The sequence below is a fragment of the Erythrobacter sp. HA7-11 genome, from assembly GCF_055693605.1.
Genome location: NZ_JBVFUF010000002.1, coordinates 1,257,444 through 1,275,304 on the forward strand (window position 1 = coordinate 1,257,444; position 17,861 = coordinate 1,275,304).

At 56.3% G+C, this 17,861-nt stretch carries 23 protein-coding genes and 3 pseudogenes; all 26 read left to right on the top strand.

Annotation, left to right across the window (positions count from 1 at the left end):
• Positions 1–24 precede the first annotated feature (24 nt).
• The 26 genes and pseudogenes from ACZ1GU_RS06525 (at position 25) to rplO (ending at position 17,762) form a co-directional block, all read left to right on the top strand.
• The gene (locus ACZ1GU_RS06525) at positions 25–2,466 is read left to right on the top strand and encodes a DUF4062 domain-containing protein (RefSeq protein ID WP_472647244.1); all 2,442 of its coding nucleotides are present in this window, start codon (positions 25–27) and stop codon (positions 2,464–2,466) included.
• Positions 2,467–2,767: 301 nt separating this feature from the next.
• Positions 2,768–3,140: pseudogene (gene rpsL, locus ACZ1GU_RS06530) on the top strand (30S ribosomal protein S12).
• A 220-nt stretch (positions 3,141–3,360) separates the two neighbouring features.
• Complete coding sequence (gene rpsG, locus ACZ1GU_RS06535; protein ID WP_472647245.1) at positions 3,361–3,831, top strand: 30S ribosomal protein S7; 471 nt, start codon at positions 3,361–3,363, stop codon at positions 3,829–3,831.
• Positions 3,832–3,858: 27 nt separating this feature from the next.
• Entirely contained in the window at positions 3,859–5,991 is a 2,133-nt protein-coding gene (fusA, locus tag ACZ1GU_RS06540) for an elongation factor G (RefSeq protein WP_472647246.1), read from the top strand.
• A 90-nt stretch (positions 5,992–6,081) separates the two neighbouring features.
• A pseudogene (gene tuf / locus ACZ1GU_RS06545) lies at positions 6,082–7,259 on the top strand (elongation factor Tu).
• Between the two features lie 315 nt (positions 7,260–7,574).
• Positions 7,575–7,886, top strand: a complete 312-nt coding sequence (gene rpsJ, locus ACZ1GU_RS06550) for a 30S ribosomal protein S10 (protein ID WP_086436159.1) — start codon at positions 7,575–7,577, stop codon at positions 7,884–7,886.
• Positions 7,887–8,184: 298 nt separating this feature from the next.
• Entirely contained in the window at positions 8,185–9,030 is an 846-nt protein-coding gene (gene rplC / locus ACZ1GU_RS06555) for a 50S ribosomal protein L3 (protein ID WP_472647247.1), read from the top strand.
• Between the two features lie 4 nt (positions 9,031–9,034).
• Positions 9,035–9,658, top strand: a complete 624-nt coding sequence (gene rplD, locus ACZ1GU_RS06560) for a 50S ribosomal protein L4 (RefSeq protein WP_472647248.1) — start codon at positions 9,035–9,037, stop codon at positions 9,656–9,658.
• The gene (locus tag ACZ1GU_RS06565; protein WP_472647249.1) at positions 9,651–9,959 is read left to right on the top strand and encodes a 50S ribosomal protein L23; all 309 of its coding nucleotides are present in this window, start codon (positions 9,651–9,653) and stop codon (positions 9,957–9,959) included. Before rplD ends, ACZ1GU_RS06565 begins: the two co-directional genes overlap by 8 nt.
• A gap of 8 nt (positions 9,960–9,967) precedes the next feature.
• Positions 9,968–10,804, top strand: a complete 837-nt coding sequence (rplB, locus tag ACZ1GU_RS06570) for a 50S ribosomal protein L2 (RefSeq protein WP_472647250.1) — start codon at positions 9,968–9,970, stop codon at positions 10,802–10,804.
• Between the two features lie 6 nt (positions 10,805–10,810).
• Entirely contained in the window at positions 10,811–11,086 is a 276-nt protein-coding gene (gene rpsS, locus ACZ1GU_RS06575) for a 30S ribosomal protein S19 (RefSeq protein ID WP_472647251.1), read from the top strand.
• Entirely contained in the window at positions 11,086–11,463 is a 378-nt protein-coding gene (gene rplV / locus ACZ1GU_RS06580; protein WP_472647252.1) for a 50S ribosomal protein L22, read from the top strand. Before rpsS ends, rplV begins: the two co-directional genes overlap by 1 nt.
• Positions 11,464–11,466: 3 nt before the next feature.
• A complete protein-coding gene (gene rpsC / locus ACZ1GU_RS06585; protein ID WP_472647253.1) occupies positions 11,467–12,162 on the top strand; it encodes a 30S ribosomal protein S3 in 696 nt (231 codons plus the stop codon).
• Positions 12,163–12,181: 19 nt separating this feature from the next.
• Complete coding sequence (gene rplP / locus ACZ1GU_RS06590; protein WP_472647254.1) at positions 12,182–12,616, top strand: 50S ribosomal protein L16; 435 nt, start codon at positions 12,182–12,184, stop codon at positions 12,614–12,616.
• A complete protein-coding gene (gene rpmC, locus ACZ1GU_RS06595) occupies positions 12,616–12,825 on the top strand; it encodes a 50S ribosomal protein L29 (RefSeq protein WP_472647255.1) in 210 nt (69 codons plus the stop codon). Before rplP ends, rpmC begins: the two co-directional genes overlap by 1 nt.
• Before the next feature lie 10 nt (positions 12,826–12,835).
• On the top strand, positions 12,836–13,138 hold the full coding sequence (gene rpsQ, locus ACZ1GU_RS06600) for a 30S ribosomal protein S17 (RefSeq protein ID WP_472647256.1): 303 nt from the start codon (positions 12,836–12,838) through the stop codon (positions 13,136–13,138).
• Between the two features lie 70 nt (positions 13,139–13,208).
• Positions 13,209–13,577 carry a 50S ribosomal protein L14 gene (gene rplN / locus ACZ1GU_RS06605; RefSeq protein ID WP_010411138.1) on the top strand — a complete coding sequence of 123 codons (369 nt, stop codon included), beginning with the start codon at positions 13,209–13,211 and terminating at the stop codon, positions 13,575–13,577.
• A 2-nt stretch (positions 13,578–13,579) separates the two neighbouring features.
• Complete coding sequence (gene rplX, locus ACZ1GU_RS06610) at positions 13,580–13,900, top strand: 50S ribosomal protein L24 (protein WP_472647257.1); 321 nt, start codon at positions 13,580–13,582, stop codon at positions 13,898–13,900.
• Positions 13,893–14,482, top strand: a pseudogene (gene rplE / locus ACZ1GU_RS06615) (50S ribosomal protein L5). The gene rplX and the pseudogene rplE overlap by 8 nt, the downstream one beginning before the upstream one ends.
• A 40-nt stretch (positions 14,483–14,522) precedes the next feature.
• Positions 14,523–14,828, top strand: coding sequence for a 30S ribosomal protein S14 (gene rpsN / locus ACZ1GU_RS06620; protein ID WP_472647258.1), 306 nt, complete (start codon positions 14,523–14,525; stop codon positions 14,826–14,828).
• An 11-nt stretch (positions 14,829–14,839) separates the two neighbouring features.
• A complete protein-coding gene (gene rpsH, locus ACZ1GU_RS06625) occupies positions 14,840–15,235 on the top strand; it encodes a 30S ribosomal protein S8 (RefSeq protein ID WP_472647259.1) in 396 nt (131 codons plus the stop codon).
• Positions 15,235–15,768: a 50S ribosomal protein L6 gene (rplF, locus tag ACZ1GU_RS06630; RefSeq protein WP_472647260.1), complete on the top strand. Its 534-nt coding sequence runs from the start codon at positions 15,235–15,237 to the stop codon at positions 15,766–15,768. Before rpsH ends, rplF begins: the two co-directional genes overlap by 1 nt.
• A gap of 1 nt (position 15,769) precedes the next feature.
• On the top strand, positions 15,770–16,114 hold the full coding sequence (gene rplR / locus ACZ1GU_RS06635) for a 50S ribosomal protein L18 (RefSeq protein ID WP_472647261.1): 345 nt from the start codon (positions 15,770–15,772) through the stop codon (positions 16,112–16,114).
• A 9-nt stretch (positions 16,115–16,123) separates the two neighbouring features.
• A complete protein-coding gene (gene rpsE / locus ACZ1GU_RS06640; RefSeq protein WP_472647262.1) occupies positions 16,124–16,966 on the top strand; it encodes a 30S ribosomal protein S5 in 843 nt (280 codons plus the stop codon).
• 5 nt (positions 16,967–16,971) lie between these two features.
• Entirely contained in the window at positions 16,972–17,157 is a 186-nt protein-coding gene (gene rpmD / locus ACZ1GU_RS06645) for a 50S ribosomal protein L30 (protein WP_472647263.1), read from the top strand.
• Positions 17,158–17,231: 74 nt separating this feature from the next.
• Positions 17,232–17,762 (top strand): 50S ribosomal protein L15, encoded by a 531-nt coding sequence (rplO, locus tag ACZ1GU_RS06650; RefSeq protein WP_472647264.1) that lies wholly within the window; start codon positions 17,232–17,234, stop codon positions 17,760–17,762.
• The last annotated feature ends 99 nt before the right edge of the window (positions 17,763–17,861 follow it).

The following is a 17,861-nucleotide window of genomic DNA, read 5'->3' on the forward strand; positions in this document are numbered from 1 at the left end:
GGAATACTATATCTGAGGCGATAAATGACTGAAAGCATCAAAGTCGTACGCATTTTTATTGCTTCGCCAGGAGGCCTCGAGACAGAACGAGAGGCTGCCCGTGATATTGTTCGGGAGATTAATCAGGCGCACTCAGACCATTGGGGCTGTCAGATTAGGCTTGTAGGTTGGGAGGATACACTTCCTGGATTTCAGCGCCCTCAAAGCAAGATCAATCAAGATCTTGATCGATGCGAGTATTTTTTGGGATTGATTTGGGATCGTTGGGGGACGCCCCCTTCGCTCGATCAAGATGGTCCTAGCTCTGGTTTTGAAGAAGAATACCTGCGGGCTTTGTCACATCTGAGCGAAGGCAGGATGAATGACATGGCAATGTACTTCAAGTCAGTGGATATTCCCGCTGGTATGCAGCCCGGACCCGATATTCAGAAGGTGTTAGCGTTCCGGCAACAGTGTATCGATGAGAAGCAGTTCCTTTTTCAAGACTTTAGCGACATAGAAGCTTTCAAATCGATCATCCGGGCGAAAATCATTGAGATAGGTTGGCGAGAGACGGAACTATTGCAAAGCCGCGCTGAACTACGCACTCAAGATGAGAAGGTCCCACAAGAGCCATCGAGCGATCACAGTGCTCCTCGGTTGATCGACCAAGAAGCACTAGAATTCGTCTCGAACTTGAGCCAACGTAGCGCAGATTGGGACGCCACCTCCTCCACTGAAATCGCCCGCTTTAGGCTGATAGCATCTTCAATCGGACGGAGCGGAAACGACGAGCTTCATCTGGGCAACCACGATGCCAATCTGGTTTTTCGATCACGTGAGGCTACCAAATTTTCGCATCAAGAGTTGCTGGCACTGATTGACACGGGTGTCGCAGCTTACAGGCATCAAAACGTTCCTCTTTGGTATTGGCTCACCGCGGAAGGTGGCAAGACCAACACTCTTCGTCGGGTTGCTGGTCTTACTAGTTACGGGGACGACATCGAGAAACGTAATGCTTTAGAATTGCTTGCAAAAGGGAGCTTCAACATTAGATCAGAGTGGGACCAGAACTTCTACGAGATCATTTTTCGGGAGTGGCTCTCTGATGGGACCAAGGAGCCAGTTTTCCAGGCCGCATTAAACTACATAGACAGAATGCAACACAAAGGTGACCTCGCGTTGCTTGAAGAAGCTGCAGGGCAAGCGAGTGATGCGAGGGCGCGAGCAATACATGCTGTAAGGGTCTCTCTGACTGCAGGGGATGGCAAACCGAATGAAGCGCTCAAACTGATCGCTGAAACTGGAGCTGAGAAGATAACGAAGAAGACGATTGCTCAGATTTTTGGTCGCCCCGACGAATTGGAAACCTCGACCGCTAAGGGCGCCATGGATTGTCGTGCTGAAAAGGTAAGAGAGCTAGCCTTAAGACTCCTCTTGGATCGAGGAGAAGTATCATTTGAAGAAGCAATGGTTTGGGCGACCGATGGCAACTATACGGTTCGCCTGATCGCAGCAGATGCTCTTGATGCCATTGGGCGTCCGCTTGATGAGAAAGAGCTAAAAGGGTTGCTAGTCCAAAAGTCCAGTAGAGGACTTCTCGGTGCGTCTGGCAACAATGAAAAATATTTGGACAGGTACCGTGACGCCAAGCTTAGGAAGCAGGGATTCAAAGAACTAGCCGATGCAGTCCTTGCCGCAGGGCCACGTTGCCACCGTGAATTGTCTGTCCTTTATGATAAGTACGGGTCGCGATTAAGAAGTGAGCTTCGCGCAAGAATCGAAGATCGTCACTCTGCCTTTTATCGAGAGGCAATAAACGCTGACGAGTCTCTAGCGTCTATGAATGAAGAGGGTCGCGAAACAATATATAGCATTGGGGCAACTTCAAGAGATCTAATGACCTCGACTGCGTTTGCGTCACTTGCCAAATTTGGTGAAAAAAGTGATCTCGATATGATAAGGTCGGCGTTAGATGAAGGAACCGCGAAAGGAAGTTATGAGGTTCTTGAATTTTTATCAAAGCACGGTGATTGGTCGGATATCGGAAGAGTTGCCGATATGGACTTCGGCTATACTTCGATATCGATGCTGCTCTCAACGGATTTCGAGAAACAAGTCGCCGCAAAAGCGAGATGCTTAGTTGATATCGGTGGCCATCAGCCGAAAGACTTGCTGCATAGTGTTTCTTCATTTCCTGTACGCATTGGAATAGTCAAAGGACTAACCAAAGCGGCGTTTAAGTCTCTCACCAACGAAGAGCTCTTAGGCGAACTCAATATGGAAAATGACGAATATCGCGTCACATTCGCAGCTAGGGCTGTGGTGGAGCTGACTCAGAGCAGACTTTCGGAGCTGCTCGAGGCTTACCTGAGCATTGAAGGATATCGATACTACAACACTATTCACTGGCTTGATCTGGGCGCGAACACCAATCGCAAGTTGGCAATTCGCGTGGCGAAAGACGTTTTGAGTGACAACCCTTGACCCCTCCACAGTTTCCCCCTAGATGCGCCGCCATCTGGGCAGTCCTCCACGCGAGTCCATGTCCGAATTTGAGCTGAACATTGGCGGTTGCGTTATTTGTTTAAGCTGGATTTCCGCCACCTCGGGAATGTCGGCTTAAAGACACATCCGGCAAAGTAATCCGGCGCTTTTGGCCCCGGGTGGAGCGTTTCAGGCTCGTGACAGACCATCGGCCCGCGACTGACGCGGCGCTCGGCACGGTCTGCACGATCTGCTTCCCTTCATCTTGGTAACCTGACCGCCAAACACACGAAGGGTATTTATGCCAACGATTAACCAGCTGGTCCGCAAGGGCCGCGTTCCGCAGAAGGCCAAGAGTAAGGTCCCTGCGATGGAGCAGAACCCGCAGAAGCGCGGCGTCTGCACCCGCGTCTACACCACGACGCCGAAGAAGCCGAACTCCGCTCTGCGTAAGGTTGCCAAGGTGCGCCTGACGAACCAGCGCGAAGTCATCAGCTACATTCCGGGCGAGGGCCACAACCTGCAGGAGCACTCTGTTGTGCTCATCCGCGGCGAGCCGTGTTCGCGACCTTCCCGGCGTTCGTTACCACGTCCTTCGCGGCGTGCTCGATACGCAGGGTGTGAAGGACCGCAAGCAGTCGCGTTCGAAATACGGCGCCAAGCGGTCGAAGTAAGGTTTTAGTGCTCGCCATCGGCCTTGTGCTGGTGGTGGGGTGAGAGTTTTTTGTGCGTGCGGTCGTCACATACGTGCCGACCTCTGTGCCAGCCCATCTCCCGCTCCCAACCACCCGATATGATCCCCGATAGGTTATCGGGTGGTTGGGAGCGGGAGACGGGCCGGAACAGCCAAGCCCCGACGGATGTCGGGGTGCACTCCGAAGGAGTTAAACAAAGATGTCACGTCGTCGTAGACCCGAGAAGCGGGTAATCTTGCCGGATCCCAAGTTTGGTGATCAGGTTTTGTCGAAGTTCATGAACAACCTGATGCTGGACGGTAAGAAGTCCGTTGCAGAAGGCATTGTTTATTCAGCGCTTGATACCGTGGAAGCCAAGGCCAAGACCGATCCGGTCCAGCTGTTCCACGAGGCGCTCAACAACATCAAGCCGCAGGTCGAGGTTCGCTCTCGCCGTGTGGGTGGTGCTACGTACCAGGTGCCGGTCGAGGTTCGCCCCGAGCGTGCGCAGGCTCTCGCGATCCGCTGGATGATTTCGGCGGCGCGTGGTCGTCCTGAAACCACGATGTCGGCGCGTCTTTCGGGCGAGCTGATGGATGCGGCTAACAATCGCGGCAATGCGGTGAAGAAGCGCGAAGATACGCACCGGATGGCCGATGCGAACCGTGCGTTCTCGCATTACCGCTGGTAACTCTCCCCTCTTACGAAAGATACGATTATGGCACGCGAATATCCGCTAGAGCGGTACCGCAATATCGGCATCATGGCTCACATCGATGCTGGTAAGACGACTACGACCGAGCGTATTCTCTACTACACCGGCAAGTCCTACAAGATCGGCGAAGTGCACGATGGCGCGGCGACGATGGACTGGATGGAGCAGGAGCAAGAGCGCGGGATCACGATTACCTCGGCTGCGACGACCTGTTTCTGGAACCCGGAAGACAGCTCGATGGACCCGATGTCCGACCCGAAGGCTCTGCGCGAGAACTCGCCGAAGCACCGGATCAATATCATCGATACGCCAGGGCACGTTGACTTCACGATTGAAGTTGAGCGTTCGCTGCGTGTGCTGGATGGCGCGGTGGCCTGCTTTGACGGCGTTGCGGGCGTTGAGCCTCAGTCGGAAACGGTATGGCGCCAGGCTGACAAGTATTCTGTCCCACGTATGTGTTTCATCAACAAGCTAGATCGCACGGGCGCAGATTTTAAGTATTGCGTGCAGTCGATTATTGATCGCTTGGGGGCGACACCTGCTGTTCTTTATTTGCCGATCGGCGCAGAAGCGAACCTCGTTGGTCTTGTCGACCTAGTGAACCAGCGCGCGATCACATGGAAGAATGAGGACCTGGGCGCGGAATATGCTTTCGGTCCAATCCCTGACGACATGGCTGATGAAGCAGCTGAATATCGAGAGAAGCTGATCGAGCTTGCCGTTGAGCAAGATGATGATGCGATGGAAGCATACCTCGAGGGGAACGAGCCGGATGCCATCACTCTGAAAGGTCTGATCCGCAAAGGCACACTGAATCAGAGCTTCGTTCCAGTTCTGTGCGGTTCGGCGTTTAAGAACAAGGGCGTTCAGCCTCTGCTCGACGCCGTAGTCGATTACATGCCGTCGCCGCTTGACGTTGCTGCGATTAAGGGCGTGAAACCTGACAGTGACGAGGAGGACACTCGTCCATCAGACGACAATGCGCCGTTTTCAGCGCTGGCGTTCAAGATCATGAACGATCCGTTCGTGGGCTCGCTGACCTTCACCCGCATTTATTCGGGTAAACTTGAGAAGGGTTCGGTTCTGAACTCGGTCAAGGATAAGAAGGAAAAGATCGACCGCATGCTGCTGATGCACTCCAACAATCGTGAGGACATCGAAGAGGCGTTTGCCGGCGACATCGTTGCGATTGCAGGCCTTAAGGAAACGACGACTGGTGATACGCTTTGCGCGCCATCGGCTCCGATTATCCTCGAGCGCATGGAATTTCCCGATCCCGTGATCGAGCTTTCGGTGGAACCGAAGACCAAAGCTGACCAAGAGAAGATGGGCGTTGCGCTCAACCGTCTTGCAGCTGAGGATCCATCTTTCCGCGTCAGCACCGACCACGAAAGCGGTCAGACGATCATCAAAGGCATGGGCGAGCTTCACCTCGACATCCTCGTCGATCGTATGAAGCGCGAATTCAAGGTCGAAGCGAACGTCGGAGCGCCGCAAGTGGCATACCGCGAAGCTCTCGACCGCGAAGTCGAAATCACCTACACGCACAAGAAGCAGTCTGGTGGTTCGGGTCAGTTCGGTGAAGCCAAGGTTGTCGTCACTCCGGGTGAGCGCGGCCAGGGCATCATCTTCGAAGACGAGATCAAAGGCGGTAACATTCCGCGCGAATACATCCCGTCAGTCGAAAAAGGTATGCGCGAGCAGGCTGAAAGCGGTCACCTGATCGGCTTCCCGATCATCGATTTCACCATCCGTCTGATTGACGGTAAGTATCACGATGTTGACTCCAGCACCGTGGCTTTCGAAATCACCGGTCGCGGTGCGATGCGCGAAGCGGCGCAAACCGCGGGCATCAAACTGCTTGAGCCAGTGATGAAGGTGGAAGTTGTCACTCCGGAAGATTATCTGGGTGACGTGATCGGCGACATGAACTCACGTCGCGGGCAAATCCAGGGCACAGACAGCCGTGGAAACGCGCAAGCGGTTGAAGCGTTCGTCCCGCTTGCCAATATGTTTGGCTACGTGAACGAGCTTCGCAGCTTCACCCAAGGTCGTGCGCAATACACCATGCAGTTCAGTCACTATGACGAAGTGCCGGCAAGTGTTGCACAGGAAGTCAAAGAGAAGCTTGCTTAACTCAGCAAGCAAGGGTAGGGGCGGCGCCTGATTCAGCGGGTGCCGCTTTTCCCGCACGGATTACATTTCGAGACAAAGGTTATTTGAAAAATGGCTAAGGAAAAATTTGAGCGTAATAAGCCGCATTGTAACATCGGCACCATTGGTCACGTTGACCACGGTAAAACCACGCTGACTGCTGCAATCACCAAGGTACAAGGTGCGGCTGTCGACTTCGGTAACATCGACAAAGCTCCGGAAGAGCGTGAGCGCGGCATCACCATTTCGACCGCACACGTCGAATATGAAACCGACGCACGTCACTACGCACACGTCGACTGCCCAGGTCACGCTGACTATGTTAAGAACATGATCACCGGTGCCGCGCAGATGGACGGCGCTATCCTGGTTGTGAACGCAGCTGACGGCCCAATGCCACAGACCCGTGAGCACATCCTGCTTGCTCGTCAGGTCGGCGTTCCACAGCTTGTTGTCTACATGAACAAGGTTGACCAAGTCGACGACGAAGAGATCCTCGAGCTGGTTGAGCTCGAAGTGCGCGAACTCCTCAGCGAGTACGGTTTCGACGGTGACGAAATTCCAATCGTCAAGGGTTCGGCTCTCGCCGCTCTTGAAGGTCGCGATCCAGAAATCGGCGAAAACTCGATCAAGGAACTGATGGAAGCTGTCGACAGCTACATTCCACAGCCGGATCGTCCGGTTGACCAAGATTTCCTGATGCCGATCGAAGACGTGTTCTCGATCTCGGGTCGTGGTACGGTTGTTACCGGACGTGTTGAAACCGGTAAGGTCAATGTTGGCGACGAAGTCGAAATCGTCGGTATCAAGGACACCACCAAGACGACCGTCACCGGCGTTGAAATGTTCCGCAAGCTGCTCGACTCGGGCGAAGCTGGCGACAACATTGGTGCTCTGATCCGCGGCGTCGGTACCGTGAAGAAGTTGAGCGTGGTCAGGTTCTCGCGAAGCCGGGTTCTGTTACCCCGCACACCGAGTTCAGCGCAGAGGTCTACGTCCTGTCGAAGGACGAAGGCGGCCGTCACACGCCATTCTTCGCTAACTACCGTCCGCAGTTCTACTTCCGTACGACTGACGTGACTGGCGAAGTGATCCTCCCAGAGGGCACCGAGATGGTTATGCCTGGCGACAACGTGACGATCAACGTGAAGCTGATCGCTCCAATCGCTATGGACGAAGGTCTGCGCTTCGCTATCCGCGAAGGCGGCCGCACCGTTGGTTCGGGCGTTGTTGCTAAGATCACTGCCTAAGCCGTACGGCGCCTAGTCGGCGCAAGCGATAGAAAAGTGGCCCGGTTCTCCAGTGTGAGAGCCGGGTCCTTTTTATGAGAGCAGTGTTTGGCAAAGCACGCTTCGTCGCAGCTTTTGTGTGACTGGCATTGGTCGGCGCATTTCAGGGGTTGTCAGGACGGGAGTGCAGCCGTATACGCGCGGCTCAAGGAAGCGGATTCGTTCGCTGACACGCAATTTTGTAAGGCCGCCCGTGGATGGAAACGGAAACGGGGCTGGCCTTTTGTTTTTGAGGTGGGGCAACTCACTTCCGGCTCTTTCGCATTGGTATAGGTAATGGAAGCTCAGAATATCCGCATTCGCCTGAAGGCGTTCGATCACCGTGTTCTCGACCAGGCAACTGGCGAAATCGCAGAGACAGCACGTCGCACCGGCGCTCTTATTCGTGGCCCCATTCCCATGCCAACGCGCATCGAGAAATTCACCGTGAACCGCGGCCCGCACATCGACAAGAAGTCGCGCGAGCAGTTCGAGGTGCGCACGTTCAAGCGGCTGCTCGATATTGTGCAGCCAAACGCTCAGACCGTAGACGCGCTGATGAAGCTCGATCTTGCAGCTGGCGTGAACGTAGAGATCAAGCTCGCTTAAGCGAACTGGTCCGCCGCCCATCCAGCAGGGCGTAAAGCGGGTTGGAAATTTTGGAGCTCTTATGGCTCCGCTGCTGCGAAAGCACAGCAAGACATAGGGATACCGCCGGGCGTTTCCTCGGAAGCATCAAGCTCGGGTCTGCGTCCCCCGTCTCGCTCAACCGGCCATGTGGCTGCGCGAGCATTCAGCCCGGACGGGGCGACGCATCAAAATTGGGTTGAATGGACCGGTTCGTTTTGAGCGGGTTCGCAAGCACATGGGGATGGGCCCCTTGTGCCTCTGTTTAGGAGTTTTGACGATGCGCACTGGCGTGATCGCAAAGAAAGTCGGGATGACCCGCCTGTTTCAGGAGGATGGACGTCACGTTCCCGTGACCGTTCTCGCTCTTGAAGATTGTCAGGTTGTCTCGCACCGCACACAAGAGCGCGACGGCTATTTCGCCGTTCAGCTGGGTGCGGGCACTGCGAAACAAAAGAACGTAGCCAAGCCACAGCGTGAGCACTTCGCGAAAGCGGAAGTCGCGCTGAAGAAGCAGGTTGCTGAATTCCGGGTCGACAGCGAAGAGGGGCTTGTCCCTGTCGGTGCTACTATCAGCGCCGATCACTTCCTGGCCGGCCAAAAGGTCGACATCACCGGTCACACTCAGGGTAAAGGCTTTGCCGGCGCCATGAAGCGTTGGGGTTTTGGCGGTTTGCGCGCCACCCACGGTGTTTCGATCTCTCACCGTTCGCACGGTTCGACGGGTAACCGTCAGGATCCGGGCCGCGTGTTCAAGGGCAAGAAGATGGCTGGTCACATGGGTGACCGTCAGCGTACGCAGCAGAACCTCGAAGTGGTTCGCACTGATGCGGATCGCGGTCTGCTCTTCATCAAGGGTTCGGTCCCTGGTTCGAAGAATGGCTGGCTGCTCGTTCGCGACGCTGTGAAGCTTGCACTGCCTGATGATTTGCCGTTCCCCGGTGCAATCATCGACACCAACGCTCCAAAGCAAGAGGCTGACGCACCAGCGGAAGCTCCTGCTGAAGAAACTGCAGCACCGGTAGAAGCAGAAGCTGCTCCGGCTGAAGCACCTGCTGAAACTCCTGCCGCCGAAGCGGACGCGCCTGCGTCTGATGCTTCTGGCGATGAAAACAAGGAGGGCTGAGACCATGAAAGTTAAAGTCCAGAAAATCGACGGGAAGGCCTCGGGCGACATCGAATTGAACGATGACGTTTTCGGCGTAACCCCTCGTGCTGACATTCTGCACCGGGTCGTGACCTGGCAGCTGGAAAACCGCCGCGGCACCGCTCGTCCAACGCGTGAGCGTTCGGATGTAGCCCGCACCGGTAAGAAGTTTGGCGCTCAAAAGGGTTCGGGCGGCGCTCGTCACGGTGCCCGCTCTGCTCCGATCTTCATCGGTGGTGGTAAGGCGCATGGCGCTCGCAAGCGTGACTTCAACCAGTCGCTGAACAAGAAAGTTCGCGCGATGGGTCTGAAGATGGCGCTTTCGACCAAGGCAAAAGACGGTCTCGTAATCGTCGACAGCCTCGGCCTGAAGGATGCGAAGACACAGGTGCTCAAGGGTCACTTCGACAAAGCTGGGTTCACCGGCAAGGTTCTGGTGATCGACGGCGAGAGCGTGGATGACGGCTTCAAGAAAGCTGCTGGCAACCTCAAAGGTGTCAACGTCCTCCCTGCAGCCGGTGCCAATGTCTATGACATTTTGAACCACGACACGCTTGTCCTCACTAAGGATGCGGTCGCGAAACTGGAGGCGCGCTTCAATGGCTAAGAAGCAAGAAATTGATGCCCGTCACTACGACGTGATCTTGGCTCCTCACATCACCGAGAAATCGACGCTTCTGTCGGAAAACAATGCGGTGGTGTTCAAGGTGGCTCTGGATGCGACCAAGCCGCAGATCAAAGAAGCTGTCGAAGCAATCTACGAAAAGAAGGTTGCCGGCGTGAACGTGATCGTGGCCAAGGGCAAAACCAAGCGCTGGAAGGGCAAACCCTACAAGCGCATCGACGTGAAAAAAGCGATCGTTACCCTCGCTGAGGGTGAAATGATCGACATCACCAGCGGTATCTGAGGCGGATCATGGCACTCAAGAACTACAAACCGACAAGCCCCGCTCGCCGCGGCCTTATCCTTGTCGACAAGACCAGCCTCTGGAAGGGCAAGCCGGTCAAGTCGCTCACGGAAGGCAAGCGCAAGACCGGTGGCCGGAACAACAAAGGTCATGTCACTTCGCGTGGCATTGGCGGCGGTCACAAGCAAAAGTACCGCTTCATCGATTTCAAGCGGCGCAAGTGGGATGTTCCTGCGACCGTCGAGCGGATCGAGTATGACCCGAACCGCACGGCGTTCATCGCGCTGATCAAACACGAAGATGGCGAACAGGCTTATATCCTGTGCCCTCAGCGTCTTGATGTTGGCGACACCGTCATTGCGGCAGAAAAGACCGATACGAAGCCGGGCAACGCCATGCTTCTGGGTCAGATGCCGGTTGGCACGATCTGCCACAATGTCGAGATGAAGCCGGGCAAGGGCGGTCAGATCGCTCGCTCAGCTGGCGCTTATGTCCAGTTGGTAGGTCGCGACCGCGGCATGGTCATTGTTCGCCTGAACTCGGGCGAGCAGCGTTACCTGCGCGCCGATTGCATGGGCACGGTTGGTGCGGTGTCGAACCCCGACAACCAGAACCAGAACTTGGGGAAGGCCGGTCGTCGTCGTTGGATGGGCATCAAGCCTCTCACACGCGGCGTCGCCAAGAACCCTGTCGATCACCCGCACGGTGGTGGTGAAGGCCGCACCAGCGGTGGCCGTCACCCGGTTACCCCGTGGGGCAAGCCGACCAAGGGTGCCCGCACTCGCAAGAACAAGCAGACGGACAAGATGATTATCCGTTCGCGCCACGCCAAGAAGAAGAGGTAAGACACGATGGCACGTTCCGTCTGGAAAGGTCCGTTCGTCGAGCTCAGCCTTCTGAAGAAGGCGGAGGACGCACAGGAAGCTGGTGGCAACAAGCCGATCAAGACCTGGTCGCGTCGTTCCACGATCCTGCCGCAGTTCGTTGGTCTGACATTCAACGTCTACAACGGTCACAAATTCATTCCCGTCTCGGTTTCCGAGGAAATGGTCGGGCACAAGCTTGGCGAGTTCGCTCCTACGCGTACTTTCCCGGGCCATGCTGCCGACAAGAAGGGTAAGCGCTAATGGGTAAGGCAAAAGCACCCCGCCGCGTTGCAGACAACGAGGCTTTGGCTGTTGGCACGCAAATTCGCGGGTCGGCGCAAAAGCTCAACCTCGTTGCTGAGCTTATTCGCGGGAAGAAAGCCGAAGAGGCTTTGAACATCCTCTCCTTCTCCAAGAAGGCGATGGCGAAAGACGCCAGCAAGGTGCTCGCATCCGCGATCGCCAATGCGGAAAACAACCACAATCTCGACGTCGACGCTTTGGTCGTTGCAGAGGCTTCGGTTGGCAAGTCGATCACCATGAAGCGGTTCCACACGCGTGGCCGCGGCAAATCGACTCGCATTCTGAAGCCATTCAGCAAGCTGCGCATCGTCGTTCGCGAACAGGAAGAGGCGTAAACCATGGGTCAGAAGAGTAATCCGATTGGTCTGCGTCTTCAGATCAACCGCACCTGGGACAGCCGCTGGTACGCCGAAGGGCGTGATTATGCCGCGCTGCTCGCGGAAGACATCGAGATCCGCAAGTACATCATCAAGAACCTGCCACAGGCAGCAATCTCGAAGGTGGTGATTGAGCGTCCGGCAAAGCTTTGCCGAATTTCGATCTATGCGGCTCGTCCTGGTGTCATCATCGGCAAGAAGGGCGCGGACATTGAAAAGCTGCGCACCAAGCTCGCCACGATGACCGACAGCGAAGTGAAGCTGAACATCGTTGAGATCCGCAAGCCGGAAATTGACGCCAAGCTCGTCGCTCAAGGCGTTGCTGATCAGCTGATCCGCCGTGTCGCTTTCCGCCGCGCTATGAAGCGCGCTGTGCAATCGGCGCTGCGTCTTGGCGCTGAGGGTATCAAGATCACTTGCGGTGGTCGTCTCGGCGGGGCAGAAATCGCTCGCGTTGAATGGTACCGCGAAGGTCGCGTGCCGCTTCACACTCTGCGGGCGAACATCGACTATGCCGAAACCGAAGCGCTCACCGCTTACGGTATCATCGGCATCAAATGCTGGATCTTCAAAGGCGAGATTCTGGCTCACGATCCAACCGCGCAGGACCGCCTGATGATGGAAGCTCAGACTTCCGGCGTCCGTCCGGCTCGCTGATTGCAGATAGGTAGAGAAAATGCTGCAACCTAAAAAAACCAAGTACCGCAAGGCCTTCAAGGGCAAAATTCACGGTAATGCCAAAGGTGGCACGACCCTGAACTTTGGCTCGTACGGTCTGAAGGCGTTGGAGCCCGAGCGTCTGACAGCACGTCAGATTGAGGCTGCTCGTCGTGCGATTACCCGCGCTATGCGCCGTCAGGGCCGCCTGTGGATCCGTGTGTTCCCCGATGTGCCTGTGTCGAAGAAGCCTGCTGAAGTCCGTCAGGGTAAAGGCAAGGGTTCGGTCGAATATTGGGCAGCTCGCGTAAAGCCGGGCCGCATCCTGTTCGAACTCGACGGTGTTCCAGGCCCACTCGCTGCGCTCGCTTTTGAACGCGCTGCGATGAAGCTGCCGATCAAGACCAAGGTTGTTGCCCGTCTGGGTGACACCTCGCACCTGGGAGGCAAATAATGGCGAATATCGAAGATCTTCGCACCAAGACTGACGATCAGCTGTCGGCTGAGCTCACCGAGCTCAAGCGCGAGCAGTACAATCTTCGGTTCCAGGCTGCGACCAACCAACTCGAAGCGCCAGCGCGGATCAAGGTAGTGCGTCGTAGCATTGCCCAGATCAAGACGCTGCAAAATGAGCGCGCTGCTGCTGCAGCGGCTAAGGCTTGAGGAGTAGACAATGCCGAAACGTATTCTGATCGGGACCGTCACCTCCGACAAGACCGACAAAACCGTGACCGTGCTGGTCGAACGCAAGGTGAAGCACCCGCTCTACGGGAAGATCATCCGTCGTTCGAAGAAGTATCACGCTCACGACGAAAAGAATGAGTACGCCATGGGCGACGTCGTTCGCATCGAGGAGACCAAACCGATCTCCAAGACGAAGACTTGGGCTGTCAAAGACCGGGTCGTGGCGGGCGGAACGCAGGCGATTGAAGCGGATCTCGAAGTCGCTGAAGCGACCCCGGGCGGCGCAGAGTAATTAGACGAGGAACTGTCAGGCCCCGGTCAGTATCGGGTGACTTGGCAAGCCAAGAGAAGGAACCGGATCAATGATCCAGATGCAATCCAATCTCGACGTCGCGGACAACAGCGGCGCTAAGCGCGTCCAGTGCATTAAAGTGCTGGGCGGGTCGAAGCGTCGGTTTGCCTCCGTTGGCGACGTGATCGTGGTTTCCGTAAAGGAAGCCCAGCCACGTGCTAAGGTCAAAAAGGGCGACGTTCACCGTGCTGTGATCGTCCGCACCAAGAAGGACGTTCGTCGTCCCGATGGCAGCGTGATCCGTTTTGACAGCAATGCGGCTGTTCTTGTGAACAAAAGCGAAGAGCCAATCGGCACACGTATCTTTGGCCCAGTGGTTCGCGAACTTCGCGGCCGTGGCTTCATGAAGATCATTTCGCTCGCTCCGGAGGTGCTCTGATCATGGGTGCTGCAAAGATCAAAAAGGGCGATCAGGTAGTCGTGCTTTCGGGCAAGGATAAGGGCCGCTCCGGCACTGTCCAAAAGGTTTTGCCAAAAGATGGCAAAGTCGTTGTCGAAGGCATCAACGTGGCTACCCGTCACCGCAAGCCGAGCCAGGCCAACCCGCAAGGTGGCATCGACCGCTTCGAAGCGCCGATGGACATCTCCAAGGTTGCCGTGGCTGATCCGAAAGATGGCAAGCCAACCCGCGTCCGTTTCGAAGAGAAGGACGGCAAAAAGGTTCGCGTTGCTGTAAAGAGTGGGGAGACTATCGATGGCTGATAGCTACGCTCCGCGCCTCAAGGCGAAGTACGAAGAGCAAATCGTCAAGGCGATGACCGAAAAGTTCGGTTACAATAACCGCCTCGAAGTGCCCAAGATCGAAAAGATCACGCTCAACATGGGTGTGGGCGAAGCGAGCCAGGACAAGAAAAAAGTCCAGATCGCTGCTGAGGAAATGACGCTGATTGCTGGTCAAAAGCCGGTGATCACCAAGGCGAAGAAGTCGATCGCTCAGTTCAAACTGCGCGAAGGCATGCCAATCGGTTGCAAGGTTACCTTGCGCCGCGATCGCATGTTCGAATTCCTCGACCGCCTTGTCACCATTGCAATGCCACGCATCCGCGACTTTCGCGGGCTGAACGCCAAGTCGTTCGACGGTACCGTGGCAACTACGCGATGGGTCTTAAGGAACAGATCGTGTTCCCTGAGATCAGCTATGACAAGATCGACAAGGTGCGTGGAATGGACATCATTGTCACCACCACCGCGAAGACTGACGAAGAAGCGCGCGAATTGCTGCGTCTGTTCGGTTTCCCGTTCAAGGGCGATGCGAACGCGTCCGAAGAAAAGGCAGCGGCGTGAGCCGGTTGTCGCAACGAGTAGAGAAGAGAGCTTAAGTCCAATGGCGAAACTGAGTTCGATTAACAAAAACGAGCGTCGCAAGAAGCTCGTTAAGAAGTACGCAGACAAGTATGCCAAGCTAAAGGCAATTGCGGACGACAAGTCGCTTGATGAAAGCGAACGTCTGATCGCGCGCCTGAAGATGGCTGAAATCCCGCGCAACGCGAACCCGACCCGGGTCCGCAATCGCTGCGCCACCACCGGCCGCCCACGCGGCTATTACCGCAAATTCGGTATCAACCGTATCGAACTGCGCAATCTCGGCAACAAAGGTCTGATCCCAGGCCTTACGAAGTCGAGCTGGTGAGGATCTGACAGATGGCTATGACTGATCCATTGGGTGATATGCTCACCCGTATCCGCAACGGCCAGCAGGCGAAAAAGGACAGCGTCCTTTCGCCGGCTTCCAAGTTGCGTGCGAATGTTCTCGAAGTGCTTCAGCGCGAAGGCTACATCCGTGGCTATTCCGATGATGCCTCGGGCAAGCACCCGCAACTGCGGATTGAATTGAAGTATTTCGAAGGCGAGCCTGCGATCAAATATGTCGCACGCGTCTCCAAGCCTGGCCGCCGCGTCTATTCGGGGAGCCAAGAGCTTCCGACTGTACGCAACGGCCTCGGCATCACCATCGTTTCGACCCCTCGCGGTGTGCTTTCGGATGCCGAAGCCCGCAACGAAAACGTCGGCGGTGAAGTGCTCGCGGAGGTGTTCTGATGAGCCGCATTGGCAAGAAAGCTGTCGCGATCCCCAGTGGGGTTACCGCCAGCATCGACAATGGCACACTGAGCGTGAAGGGTCCGAAGGGCACTCTCACCATGGGTCTGTCCGACCTCATCGACTACAAGGTCGAGGGCGACGAGATTCAGGTCAATCCGGCGAATGACAGCAAGCAAGCACGCTCTTACTGGGGCATGCAGCGCACGCTGGTTTCAAACCTGGTTGAAGGTGTCACCGAAGGCTTCAGCAAGACGCTCGAGATTTCCGGCGTTGGCTACCGTGCGAAGGCTCAGGGCAAGACCTTGAAGCTTGAGCTTGGTTTCAGCCACGATGTGAATATCGACGTGCCTGAAGGTATCGAAGTTAAGACGCCCGACCAGACCACGGTCGAGATTTCCGGCATTGACAAGCAGGCCGTTGGTCAGCTTGCCGCTGAAATCCGCCGCTGGCGGAAGCCTGAGCCTTACAAGGGCAAGGGTATCAAGTATCGCGGCGAATATGTCTTCCGCAAGGAAGGGAAGAAGAAGTAAGATGGCTAAACTTTCTCTGTTTGAACGTCGCCGTCGCCGGGTCCGGACTGCGCTTCGCACCCGTGCCGCTGGCAAGCCGCGTCTGTCTGTGCACCGCACCGGTCGTCACATCTACGCTCAGATCATCGACGACGCTGAAGGCCGCACGGTCGCAGCTGCTTCGACCCTCGGTGCGAAGAAGTCTGGCGCGAATGTCGATGCCGCTTCGCAAGTTGGCAAAGAGATTGCCGCTGCGGCGAAGAAGGCTGGCGTGACCACTGTCGTGTTCGATCGCGGCGGGTTCCTGTTTCATGGCCGCGTCAAAGCGCTGGCCGATGCCGCTCGCGAAGGCGGGCTGGAGTTCTGATTATGGCTGATGACAAGAAAACTGAAGCACCGGTACGAAGAAGCCAAGGTCGAAGAGACTGCTGCTCCGGCGGAAGAAGCCAAAGTAGAAGCAGAAACGCCTGCTGTCGCTGAGACGCCTTCGGAAGCTGCTGAAAATCAGTCGGCAGCTGACGGTGATGCAGACAAGCCTGCCGAAGCGCCTGCTCCGGCTGAAGCTGCTCCTGCAGAAGCGCCAAAGCAAGGTCGCGGTGGACGCGGCGGTGGCCGCGACAATCGTGGCGGCGGACGTGGCCGTGGTGGTCGTGACAATCGTCGCGGCAAGCGCGAAGAAGAAGATGACGGCATCATCGAGAAGCTGGTTCATATCAACCGCGTTTCGAAGACGGTTAAGGGTGGTAAGCGCTTCGGCTTTGCCGCACTCGTCGTCGTTGGTGACGGTCAGGGCCGGGTTGGCTTTGGCAAGGGCAAGGCGCGCGAAGTGCCAGAAGCCATCACCAAGGCAACCGCTGCTGCTCGCAAGAAGATGATCCGCGTCGCTCTGAAAGAGGGCCGCACGCTTCATCACGATGCCAAGGGCCGTTTCGGCGCAGGCAAGGTCACCGTTCGTACGGCGCCTCCGGGTACCGGTATCATCGCCGGTGGTCCGATGCGTGCTGTGTTTGAAAGCCTCGGCGTTGCCGATGTTGTGACCAAGTCGGTCGGCACGTCGAACCCTTACAACATGATCCGCGCCACCTTCGACGCGCTCGTCAATCAGACTTCGCCGAAGTCGGTTGCCCAGCGTCGTGGTAAGAAAATCGCCGATCTTTTGGGTCGTGGCGGCGCTGACAAGGTGGAGGCTGAAGCCGACGCCGCAGCAATCGCGGAGTAAGATCAATGGCTGCTAAAAAAACCATCAAGATCAAGCAGATCGGTTCGCCGATCCGTCGTCCAGAAAGTCAGCGTAAGATCCTGATCGGTCTGGGCCTTAACAAGATGCACAAGATCGTGGAGCGTCAGGACACCCCAGAGGTGCGCGGCGCGGTTGCCAAGATCCCGCATCTGGTCGAAGTGATCGACTAAACCATATTCGGGGCCTCGCATCATGCGGGGCCTCATTCTTTCAGCGCGAACAAAAGCGAAAGCGAGTGCAAACTATGAAACTCAACGACATCCGTGACAATGAAGGCGCCCGTAAAGGACGCATGCGCAAGGGCCGTGGTATCGGTTCTGGCAAAGGCAAGACCGCTGCTCGTGGCCAAAAGGGTCAAAAGAGCCGTTCCGGTGTTGCGATCAAGGGCTTCGAAGGCGGTCAGATGCCGCTTCACATGCGCCTGCCAAAGCGCGGCTTCAACAACCCATTCGGCAAGGATTTCGCCGAGGTGAACATCGGCATGGTCCAGAAGTTCATCGACGCCAAGTCACTGGACGGGAAGAAGACTGTCGACGAAGCAGCCCTGCGTGAAGCAGGCCTGATCCGCGGCGGCAAAGACGGTGTCCGTCTGCTCGGCAAGGGTGAGCTTAAAGCCAAGGTCAAGTTCGTCGTCGCTGGCGCATCCAAGGGTGCGATCGAAGCGGTCGAGAAAGCCGGTGGCAGCGTCGAAGTGGTCGAGGTGAAGAAGCCATCGTCCAAGCCTTCCAAGAAGAAGGCTGAAAAAGGCGCCAAGGCCAAGGCGAAAGCTGAATAATTCGGTAAATAGTGGGCGAGGGGTTCGACATTCGGCCTCTCGCTCCCTATCTAACCTGCCTGAGTTCACGACTTTCAGCCGGCGGGGGTCGGCCAGCCT